Annotated in this window: 10 protein-coding genes; 4 read left to right on the top strand and 6 right to left on the bottom strand. The window is 36.0% G+C overall.

The features are described 5' to 3' along the window. Positions 1–430: 430 nt before the first annotated feature. Both V6255_RS12785 and V6255_RS12780 read left to right on the top strand, forming a co-directional pair. A complete protein-coding gene (locus V6255_RS12785; protein WP_425355929.1) occupies positions 431–1,945 on the top strand; it encodes a catalase in 1,515 nt (504 codons plus the stop codon). Positions 1,946–2,014: 69 nt separating this feature from the next. Further along, positions 2,015–2,608 carry an ankyrin repeat domain-containing protein gene (locus V6255_RS12780; RefSeq protein ID WP_341628505.1) on the top strand — a complete coding sequence of 198 codons (594 nt, stop codon included), beginning with the start codon at positions 2,015–2,017 and terminating at the stop codon, positions 2,606–2,608. A gap of 107 nt (positions 2,609–2,715) precedes the next feature. On the opposite strand, the gene V6255_RS12775 is transcribed toward V6255_RS12780, so the two are convergent. The 6 genes from V6255_RS12775 to leuC all read right to left on the bottom strand — a co-directional run bounded on the left by V6255_RS12775 (position 2,716) and on the right by leuC (position 8,323). After that, entirely contained in the window at positions 2,716–2,943 is a 228-nt protein-coding gene (locus V6255_RS12775; protein ID WP_341628504.1) for a cysteine-rich CWC family protein, read from the bottom strand. A gap of 156 nt (positions 2,944–3,099) precedes the next feature. Further along, a complete protein-coding gene (locus V6255_RS12770; RefSeq protein ID WP_341628503.1) occupies positions 3,100–3,624 on the bottom strand; it encodes a hypothetical protein in 525 nt (174 codons plus the stop codon). 370 nt (positions 3,625–3,994) lie between these two features. Continuing rightward, the gene (locus V6255_RS12765; protein WP_160061158.1) at positions 3,995–4,426 is read right to left on the bottom strand and encodes a DUF3010 family protein; all 432 of its coding nucleotides are present in this window, start codon (positions 4,424–4,426) and stop codon (positions 3,995–3,997) included. A 144-nt stretch (positions 4,427–4,570) separates the two neighbouring features. Continuing rightward, the gene (locus tag V6255_RS12760) at positions 4,571–6,106 is read right to left on the bottom strand and encodes an alpha-isopropylmalate synthase regulatory domain-containing protein (protein ID WP_341628502.1); all 1,536 of its coding nucleotides are present in this window, start codon (positions 6,104–6,106) and stop codon (positions 4,571–4,573) included. Positions 6,107–6,294: 188 nt separating this feature from the next. Continuing rightward, positions 6,295–6,915 carry a 3-isopropylmalate dehydratase small subunit gene (gene leuD / locus V6255_RS12755; RefSeq protein ID WP_160061156.1) on the bottom strand — a complete coding sequence of 207 codons (621 nt, stop codon included), beginning with the start codon at positions 6,913–6,915 and terminating at the stop codon, positions 6,295–6,297. A gap of 10 nt (positions 6,916–6,925) precedes the next feature. Beyond that, positions 6,926–8,323 (bottom strand): 3-isopropylmalate dehydratase large subunit, encoded by a 1,398-nt coding sequence (gene leuC, locus V6255_RS12750; RefSeq protein ID WP_341628501.1) that lies wholly within the window; start codon positions 8,321–8,323, stop codon positions 6,926–6,928. A 309-nt stretch (positions 8,324–8,632) separates the two neighbouring features. Here leuC and rnd point away from each other — a divergent pair, with 309 nt between their 5' ends. Together rnd and V6255_RS12740 are read left to right on the top strand one after the other, a co-directional pair. Then, positions 8,633–9,742, top strand: a complete 1,110-nt coding sequence (gene rnd, locus V6255_RS12745; protein ID WP_341628500.1) for a ribonuclease D — start codon at positions 8,633–8,635, stop codon at positions 9,740–9,742. Between the two features lie 149 nt (positions 9,743–9,891). Continuing rightward, positions 9,892–11,265, top strand: coding sequence for an AmpG family muropeptide MFS transporter (locus V6255_RS12740; RefSeq protein ID WP_341628499.1), 1,374 nt, complete (start codon positions 9,892–9,894; stop codon positions 11,263–11,265). The last annotated feature ends 146 nt before the right edge of the window (positions 11,266–11,411 follow it).

Genomic DNA, 11,411 nt, shown 5'->3' with positions numbered 1-11,411 from the left:
CTCCCTATGCATGCAGAGTAATTATTGAGCACCAAAGATCAACACGCCCTAACTAGAATTGAATTTAAATACATATAAATGAGGTGTCCAACCCTCTTTCCACATAAACTATCAGTCTAACTTTTCAGTAAAAAACTTTAGTGATAGCCTATTAGTTACTATTTAAAATACTCTTTTGTCTTTTAGGTTTTTTTAAAGCCTTATTAAGGTAAACAATAATTAAGCCATTGATTGGAAAGATTGTTTAATTAATTTTTTCTTTTAAACAATTTAATTAAACATATCTCTGCAATATATAAAAACTATATAAAAACAACAACCAATCGAATTTACCTATCAATCGTATCAGTACAAACGTTTTTTCTTTTCATTTGAATCCCTCTATTATCCTCATCACTTATTACAAACAACAAGTTAAAAGGGAATGAATATGAAATCTAAATTAAAGGTCCTAGTACCAGTATTAAGTCTTGCAACTGCTTTTAATGTTAGTGCTGAAGTACTTACAAAAGATAATGGTGCTGCTGTCGGCGACAATCAAAATTCACTTACTGCAGGTCCAAATGGCAGTGTTTTATTAGAAGACGTTCATCTTATTCAGAAATTACAACGTTTTGCTCGTGAACGTATACCAGAGCGAGTTGTGCATGCTCGCGGTACCGGTGCTCACGGTGTTTTTGTTGCATCTACTGATTACAGCGATGTTACTACTGCAGCACCCTTTGAGAGTAAAGGAAAAGAAACACCTGTATTTGTTCGTTTCTCATCGGTTATTCATCCATTAGGTAGCCCTGAAACACTGCGTGATCCTAGAGGTTTTGCCACTAAGTTTTATAGTGATGAAGGCAACTGGGATCTAGTGGGTATCAACTTACCAGTATTCTTTATACGAGATGCGATTAAGTTCCCAGACATGGTTCATTCATTAAAACCTTCTCCAGTTACTAATATTCAAGATCCAAATCGCTTTTTTGACTTTTTCTCAAATGAGCCAGGTTCAACAAGTATGTTAACGCGTGTATTTAGCGATAACGGTACACCTGCTAGTTACCGTGAAATGGATGGTTTTGGTGTTCATGCTTATAAAATGATCAATGATGACGGTGATGTTAACTATGTGAAATTCCATTGGAAGAGTCATCAAGGTATTAAAAACCTAGATGCTGATCAAGTTAAAGAAGTGCAATCAACAGATACACAACATATGACCCGTGATTTATATGCAAATATCTCAGATGGCAACTTCCCTAAATGGGATTTATACATCAAAACGATGAAACCTTCTGACCTGAATAAATTTGCTTATAACCCATTAGACGCAACTAAAGCTTGGACAAATATCAAAGAAACTAAAGTCGGTACAATGACTTTAAACAGAGTACCTGATAACTTTTTCCAAGAAACTGAGCAAGTTGCTATGGCGCCAGCAAACCTTATCCCAGGTATTGAACCATCTGAAGATAGATTGCTACAAGGTCGTATGTTTTCATATGCAGATACACAGCTTTACCGTTTAGGTGCTAACCACCAGCAACTTCCGATTAACCGTCCAAAAGTAGTTGTATTTAATTACAATCAGGGTGGCGTAGGTAATGTGGGTAATACTCAATCTGATATTAACTACCAACCAAACTATGAAGGTGTTACTGAAGATGTAAAAGCACGTCATAGCGAAACACCTCTAACAGGGTCAGTGCAACAAAAAGCAATTCATAAAGAGCTTGATTTTGCACAAGCAGGTGAAGTTTACCGTGCATTCTCTGAACAAGAACGTACAAACTTAATCCGTAATCTATCTGGTGATTTAGGTGCTGTTAAGAATAAAGAGACACAACATAAAATGTTAAGTCACTTTTATAAAGCAGATGCAGAGTACGGCACACGTTTAACAAAAGCAGTGAGCGGTGATATCGAAAAAGTGAAAGCAATAGCTAAAACGCTATAAATTCACACACAAATAAGTAGGTGAATCCCTCACCTACTTATATAACCTGATAATAAAGAGAGGAAAGATATGTTTACTATTAAGTCATTAATTTCAAATAATAGAACAACGAAAAAAAATGGGTTACTGGCGACTTTCTTCCCTCTTTTTGTATTAGCGATAACGTCTCCATTCACTTTTGCTAATGCTAATGCTGACGAAGCCAATCAAGAAAAAGCCTATGAACAATTAATACCTTACTACTATGCTGCAGCACGTACTGGTGACAATGAAGTCATTAGCGAATTTTTAAACGCAGGTTTACCGATTGATGTTAAAAATCATAAAGGTTACACCGCATTAATGATTGCCACATACAATGGACAAAAAAATGTTGTTAATACGTTAATTAAAGAAGGCGCTAATGTTTGTGCTCAAGATAATAGAGGTAATACTGCTTTAATGGCTGCCGTATTTAGGGGTGAGTTTAGTATTGCTAAAACGTTAATGTCTGAAGATTGTGATGAAAACCAACAAAATAAAGCAGGTCAAACAGCAGTAATGTACGCTAGTTTATTTGGTCGTGAAGAGCTTCGTGAATTATTAGTTGAACGTGGTGCGGATATTAACTTACAAGATAATAGCGGTAACTCGGCAACCACCATTGAACAACTAAATAACTGAAAAACCTTTATCCAGTTAACTTTATTTTAAAGTAATGAATATTAGAAAACGCATAACATACAATATTCGGTGTTTATAAATGACACCATAAATGATTCATTACTAAGCTAGCTTGCGACTAATCCTTCTCTGTTTTTTACAAACAACACGGGATCATGGTTAAAACTGATAACACAAGCATTACAAATACAGGTTTTATTTTTAAGGCTGGTAGGTACTAACTGTAAAAGCTGAGCAGGAATATCGACGACTTTACACCAACAACTATTAGCGACATCACATTGATTGTCCTTCAAACAAAAAGGACAAGCCATTTCATTGATATTTTCACGCATAGTATCTCTCTTATAAAAACCAGCTCAATTATTCTTTTATTGGATTAATCATAAAAAACCTGAACAATGATGGTAATAGCAGCCTTTCAGCATTAAGTAAAAGACGATTCTTAACCCCATAAGTTCATTCAGGTTTATCGATTAATACTGATGAGATTATTCACCACACCTTGTACTACTGCATTGCTCTGTATGCACATGATCCTCTTCGCTATGCGCACTTGAATAAGCGCCTAGTACTTCACTGCTAGGGCTATAATCATCATCATTTCCTGCAATATAACGTAGATGTTCCCACGTGAGCATATAAGCAAAAAATAAGCGGTGTTGACGTTTTAGTTTAATATTTTTTGCTTCAAATAACTGACTACCCGCGTAACCTTGTAATGATTCAATAATATTCACATAGCGTAACCATGGTTGAGAGCTACTAGTAGGGTTAAAGTTAATTTGATTAAACGCTAATAAAGCATTCCAAAAATGCTTATTGGTATCTACGTTATTTGTCTTTTTCGCTTGCTCAATTAACGAGAAAAAACTTCTTGGTTGTGCTTGTTCAACGCCTAAGTAATCTTTTAGCTGAGTTACTAAATGAAGCTCAGCTTGATAAAAGAATGCACCTAATGAGACAGGTTGTTGCTCTTTAAATTGAGCAACAAAGTTTTCAAAGTTATTTTCCACGCGCCTTTCCTTTTATTTTAATGTATTAAATGTTGATGATTATACTCATCTCTGTTTAAACTCGTCTAGCTTATAGTACGACTATTCTTTAAGCATACCTTGATATTTTATTTTAAACTTTAGAGCTGATATTTAATTAGGATACAAAAAAGGAGATGAATAAATTATTATTCATCTCCTTTTTTTCAAATCATTCCATATCATTAGCTTTTTAAGTTTAAGCATTTGGTTAAACGCTTTCGCTACTGTTATCGGATTAATGTGATTGGTCTAATCTCATTGAGCCAGTGCAATTTAATTGCTCTTTTTGGTTATGCTATTTGGTCAATGTCATTGAGTAAAAATAGCGAACCAATAACAATAAAAAATATTAACCTAGCTTATTTTGTAGGTAACCAAATGCCGTTAACATAGCTTGCTCTTGGAATTTTTTAAGCCCGACTTCAATCGCAGTAGGTGTATTTTGTGCTTGTTTAAGACCTTGTTTAATATAATCAGACGAAATCACCTGCACTTCTACACTTTGCATTAATTGTAACGCACCTTCAATTTTAAAACTTAACGTATGACCAGCGAACTTGCCTTTTAATGCACGCTCACGGATGATCACTTTATCTATTTGGTAATCTTTCATCAGTTGAGCGAAATCAAATTGAAACTTCTTTAACGGCTCAGTATTAATTGGATCATTTAATGTTAGTTTTGTTGTACGCACAGGCGGCACATCATATAAGCCATTTTTATACTGCATAATGGCAATCACTGCTTCATTACCTGTTAATTCAACACCACATACTCTCATTTTCTTTCCTCTTTTATTCGATAGCTTCTTTAATTAACGCTAGTATATTCGTCAAAGTACAAAAGCCCTAATCAAAGATTAAGGCTTTTATTTTAAGAATCTAGTGATAACTAGATTTTATTAGTTAACAATAACTTTTTAGCGTTAACTTTCTTTATTATGCATACGCAAATTGATCATACGGATTGTTGCACCAATCCCTGCTAATACCTGATTTGCATTGACACCACGCGTTGTAAACTGATCATCGCCATCTTCCCAAGTAACAATACACTCAGTAAAGGCACTCGTTTGACCACCAGGTGGAATGCGCAATTCAAAATCAACTAATTCAGGGAATATAAACTGCTCATTATCTAACACTTTTTTCATCGCGCTTATAAAGGCATCAAAACCACCATTACCGCTGCCACTGGTTTTATATATTTCATCATTAACACGCACACGAATACTGACCGTTGATTCTAAATCTAAACCTGAATTAATAGAACAGTTTAATAATTCAACATAGTTATAATCGTTTCTCTCTAATAGGTCAGCAATAATAAACGGTAAATCATCCGCAGTAATCGTTGCTTTTTGATCCGCCAAACGCACAATACGTTTTAATAGTTTCTTCTGTTGACCTGCATCGAGTTCAATATCCATTGCTTCTAGGTTTTTAGCAATTGAAGCTTTACCACTCATTTTCCCCAATGCATAACTACGTGAACGCGCAAAACGTTCAGGCGTTAAGGCAGAGATATATAAACCACCCTTTCTATCACCGTCAGCATGAATACCACTAGTTTGAGTAAAGACATCAGCGCCGACAATCGGGGTATTATCAGCGATACGTTTACCTGAAAAATTCTCAACTAATTTGCTTAGATTATGAATTTCAGACTCGTCGATATTTACTTTTTTACCTAATTTATCTTTTAATACCACAGCAACTTCAGTTAAAGAGGCGTTACCCGCTCGCTCACCTAAACAGTTCATGGTGCAATGAATAGAAGACACGCCTGCTTTTACAGCATACATCGCATTAGCGGTTGCTAATCCGTAATCATTATGAGGATGAAAATCAAACTTCAATTTTGGAAAGCGTGTCACCATATCACTCAGACTTTCAAATACTTCATCTGGGGACATGACTCCTAATGTGTCTGGCAACATAAAATGCGCAATACCTACATCAGATAATTTAGTGACCATTTCGTAGACATATTCAGGACTATCTTGATAACCGTTTGACCAATCTTCCAAATAGATATTAACTTTTAAGCCTTGTTTTTTTGCATATTCAATCGTTTGTTTAACATCATTAACATGCTCATCTAAGGTTTTTTTTAATTGCTCAGTGCAATGCTTTAAACTACCTTTGGCTAATAAGTTTAATACTTTACCGCCAGTATCAGTGATCCAATCAACACTTAATGTGTGATCGACAAAGCCTAAAACTTCAATACGGTCAACTAACCCTTCTTTTGCGGCCCACATATTTAACTTAGTAACACCTTCTTTTTCACCTTCTGATACTCGTGCAGAGGCAACTTCAATACGATCAATTTTAAGCTTTTGTAATAGTGCTTTAGCAAGGCTAACTTTTTCAGCAGGAGAAAATGAAACAGCTTGAGTCTGTTCTCCATCGCGTAATGTTGTATCCATCAACTGCACAGTGACATTATCTTGAGTCATTGCTTACTCCACATGTAAAAATTTAAGATAAAAGCTTATTGCACTGAATTAATAAAAATAGTGTTAAATAACAATTCACTACAAACAATCCACTACAATAAGTTTTCGATAAAAAAGGTGCAACAAGTGCACCTTTTATTTGTGATAACAAACTACTACCAATTTAGTTTAATTGGTATCAAGCTTGATTAAGCGCTAGGCCATAACCACGGTAAACGTTTTCTTTGTGCCGCTTCATACGTAGAAATTTGCTCTTCATGCTTTAACGTCCAAGCGATATCATCAAGACCATCAAGTAATGATTCTTTACGGAATGCATCTACTTCAAATGAGATTGAAAGACCACCTGGTGTCGTTACTTTTTGAGCTTCTAAATCAACGGTAAATTCAACACCTTCGTTACCTGCAATTTCAGCCATTAATGCAGCAAGTTGCTCATCGGTTACGATAATTGGCAAAATACTATTTTTAAAACAGTTACTGTAGAAAATATCAGCAAAACTAGTTGAAATAACAGTATTAAAACCGTAATCCGCGATTGCCCATGGAGCATGCTCACGAGATGAACCACAACCGAAGTTTTCACCAGCAACTAATATTTTAGCGCCTTTAAAAGCAGGTTTGTTTAATTCAAACTCAGGATTTGGTGTCACGTTATCCGCAAGATAACGCCAGTTATGGAACAAATTAATACCAAAACCAGTACGTTCCACTTTTTTCATGAAGTTTTTTGGGATGATTTGATCCGTATCGACGTTACTACGATCCATTAACGCTGCGATACTTGTATGTTTAATATATGGTTGCATTATCTAGCCCCTATTTCCAATCTCGAATGTCTACAAAGTGACCTGCAACTGATGCTGCAGCAGCCATTGCTGGTGATACAAGATGAGTACGACCACCTTTACCTTGACGACCTTCAAAATTACGATTTGAAGTAGATGCGCTACGTTGACCATCTTTTAACTCATCACCATTCATTGCTAGACACATTGAACAACCTGGATCACGCCATTCCCAACCAGCCTCCACAAAGATCTTATCAAGACCTTCTTTTTCTGCTTGTTCTTTAACAGGAAAAGAACCTGGTACAGCGAAAGCTTGAACACCATCAGCTACTTTTTTACCTTTCAGTAATTCAGCTGCGGCGCGGAAATCTTCAATACGACCATTTGTACAAGAACCAATAAATACGACATCGATATGAATATCAGTAATATTTTGGCCTGCTTTAAGATCCATGTATTTAAGTGCGCTTGCACATGCTTGAGATTTAACTTCATTAGTAAAATCAGATGGAGAAGGAACAACACCTGTTACAGAGATTACTTGCTCTGGAGATGTACCCCAAGAAACTTGTGGAGCGATATCTTCTGCTTTTAATTCGATAACTGCATCAAACTCAGCGCCTTCATCAGAGACTAGTGATTTCCAATACTCAACAGCCATTGGCCATTCGTCGCCTTTTGGTGCGAACTCTTTACCTTCAAGGTAGTCAAATGTCACTTGATCTGGTGCAACAAGACCAGCACGAGCACCCGCTTCAATCGCCATGTTACATAGCGTCATACGACCTTCCATTGTAAGGTCTGTAATTGTATTACCAGCGAATTCCATTACATAACCCGTACCGCCAGCAGTACCTGTTTTAGCAATAATAGCTAATGCAATATCTTTTGCTGTTGAGAAAGCAGGTAGTTTACCTTCTACTTTCACTAGCATTGTTTTCGCTTTTTTCTGTTGTAATGTTTGTGTTGCCATTACATGTTCAACTTCACTAGTACCTATACCAAACGCTAACGCGCCGAATGCACCATGCGTTGCTGTATGGCTATCGCCACAACATACAACCATACCTGGATGAACAAAACCATGCTCAGGTACAACAATGTGAATAACACCGTTTTGGTTACTGTCCATACCGTAAAGGTTAATTTCATTTTCTTCACAGTTAGCAGTCATCGTTTCAACTTGTTTTTTAGCAATAACATCAACAATATTGAAACGGTCTTTAGTTGGTACACAGTGATCGATTGTACCTAGAATACTATGCACGTTTCGCACTTTACGGTTTTGCAGGCGTAGGCCTTCAAAAGCTTGTGGACTTGTTACTTCATGCATTAGATGTCTGTCAACAAACAAAAGCGGAGATCCTGCTTCTGGTTCATGAACTAAGTTCGCATCCCAGATTTTTTCATACATTGTTCTAGTCATTGTTTCCCTTACCACACTATTACTTAAAATCTTTTTTCCGGCCTAAACATATTCAGATAATGCGAATGATTATCAATAAGCAGATCGCGGCGCATTTGTAAAGGTGTATTCTAATGGATCTGCAACAAACGCACAATAATAAGCACTTAAATTTGTTAGCCTTGCTTATATATTTATGCAATAAATCATACTTTTTATGCATTAGAATCTATTTTAAATAAAAGTTAACTAATCAATATTTCAATAGAAAAAATACATCAATTTCCGTAAGATAAGAAAATATTACAATTCTATTTAGGTTATCAATTGATGCAATTTGAGATCATTTCCACACAAGAAAAATTATCTGAGTATATTGCTACATTAGATAACTCCCCTATCTCTTTAGATACTGAATTTGTTCGTACGCGTACGTTTTTTGCTAATTTAGGTTTATTACAAGTCTCTCAAAATGAAAGAATTGTATTAATAGACCCAATCGAAATAGGCGACATCAGCGCATTTTGGCAAGCGATCGATAAAAAAGATTGTATATTGCACGCCAGTAGTGAAGATTTAGAAATCATCAAACACCAGAAAGGCAATCTCAATATTAAATTATTTGATACACAAGTTGCCTGTGCTTTTTTAAACCATGGCGGATCGTTAGGTTACGCTAAAATGGTTGAATTGATTGAAGGTGTTGTATTAGATAAAGGTGAGTCTCGTACCGATTGGTGTGCTCGCCCATTAACAGAAAAGCAACAACATTACGCAGCAGCTGATGTGCTATATCTACAACCAAGTTTAGAAGTATTACAAGCGCAACTGGCTGAAAAAAACATGTCGACATTTTTTGAACAAGAATGCCAAATGATCCTTGACCAAAAAATGAAACCAGTAGATCCAGAAAAAGCCTATAAATCATTAGATAACCTTTCTCAATTAGACCGATATGGTTTAGCGCTTATTAAAGCACTTGCAAAGTGGCGTTTAGAAACAGCACAAGCAAGAAATTTAGCACTTAACTTTGTGGTTAAAGCTGAACATTTATGGTTATTAGCTTATTACCAACCATCGACATATGCTGATTTGAAACGATTGAATTTACTACCGAATGAAATCCGTATTCACGGTGATAGCATTTTAGCCGTTATGGCTAAAGTAACAGCACAAGATCCAGAAACTTATCCACCATTGATTTCACGCTTAGTCGACTTTCCTACTTATAAGAAAACATTAAAATCGATCAGAGACCAAGTTAAAACCTGTGCTGAAAAATATGAATTACCCGTTGAATTAATTGCTTCTAAACGTGTCATTAATGAGTATTTAAGCTGGTGTTGGAAATTAAATGATCAACAACGTTTAACAGCAGTAAAACCTAAAATATTAACAGGTTGGCGTTTTGAGTTGATCGGTCATCAATTAAAACATTAGAAATAATATTAATAACATTGAACTTTAAACTGCCCCATCATAAAAACCCATTGGGTAGTTTAAAAAATTCACTCAACTAAATAAGCAAACCGCTTAATTTTTCATCCTTTTATTTTAGCGAGACCATCAACCTTTATCGAGTTAATTCCATGGCAATAGAAATATCACAACAAATAAATAAGCCGACTTGGTTAGAAAGTTGCAAAATTTATCTACAAAAACGTGTCGCAATTTTATTCTTTTTCGGCTTTTCTGCCGGCTTACCTCTTTTACTGGTTTTTTCTACTCTCTCATTTTGGTTACGTGAAGCGGGTGTTAGTAGAGCAAGTATTGGCTTTTTCAGCTGGATAGCACTTGCTTATGCTTTTAAATGGATATGGTCACCTTTTGTAGACCGTTTATCAATACCATTATTAACCCCTTGGCTTGGGCGAAGACGATCGTGGCTGTTACTGTCGCAGCTATTTATTATTATTTCACTTATTGGCATGGCCATGAGCGACCCACAACAAAATTTAGTGATGTTTGCTGTTTGTGCTTTGGTGGTTGCTTATAGCTCTGCAACACAAGACATTGTTATTGATGCTTTTCGTATTGAATCTGCCCCAGAAAAGTTTCAAGCTGCAATGGCTGCTGCTTACATGACGGGATACCGCTTAGCGATGATTATGGCTGGAGCAGGCTCCTTAGCAATTGCTGCTTGGTCGAGTAGCTCAGAAGCATATGAGCTTTCAGCTTGGTCAACGTCTTACTTTGTGATGGCTGCATGCATGGGTGTTGGCATAATCACAACATTCGTAGCGAAAGAACCTAATTATAAAGGAACGGAGTTACAACAACAGCAAGCAGCTATTTTGAAACAATTAAACGCAGCTGAAATTCCTACAAAAGCAGGACGCTTTATGGCCTGGTTAAATATGGCGGTAATTGCGCCTTTCACAGACTTTTTTAAACGTTACGGAAAACATGCCATCTTAATTTTATTATTGATTGGCACATACCGAATTTCCGATATTGTAATGGGTATTATGGCTAACCCATTCTATGTGGACATGGGATATACCAAAGGTGAAATTGCCGCGATATCAAAAATATTTGGTGTCACGATGACTTTATTAGGTGCTGCATTAGGTGGTGTTTTATTAACTCGCTACAGTACTTATTCAATCCTTTTTCTAGGTGGGTTATTAGTGGTTATCACTAATTTCATTTTTGCTATTCTCGCTTTTGTGGGGAAAGATTTAACATTATTAACGTTAATCATTTCTATGGATAACATCAGTGCAGGTATTGCGACAACGGCCTTTATTACCTATATTTCAAAACTGACTAATATTGAGTTTTCAGCCACACAATTTGCACTATTTAGTTCAATAATGTTGTTGTTTCCGAAGTTTATTGCAGGATTTTCAGGTGTGTACGTTGATGATTTTGGCTATGTAAACTTCTTTATCGCTTCTGCATTGATTGGTGTACCGGTGTTAGGGTTAATTGTTTTATTGAAAAAAGTGATAGAAGAGTAGGTTTAACGCGCTAACATTCTAATACTTGTTAAAAAGTACTTTTTACAAGCTATTCTTACAAAGCAGTTGTTACAAAGCACTTATAGCAATGGAATTAAATAAGTGATCAGAGATTGCGCAGGAAAAATTAACACTAATAAGGCGTG

It is taken from the genome of Psychromonas arctica, assembly GCF_038155225.1.
GTDB classification, from domain to species: domain Bacteria; phylum Pseudomonadota; class Gammaproteobacteria; order Enterobacterales; family Psychromonadaceae; genus Psychromonas; species Psychromonas arctica_B.
This window is presented reverse-complemented; position numbering and strand designations above follow the sequence as displayed.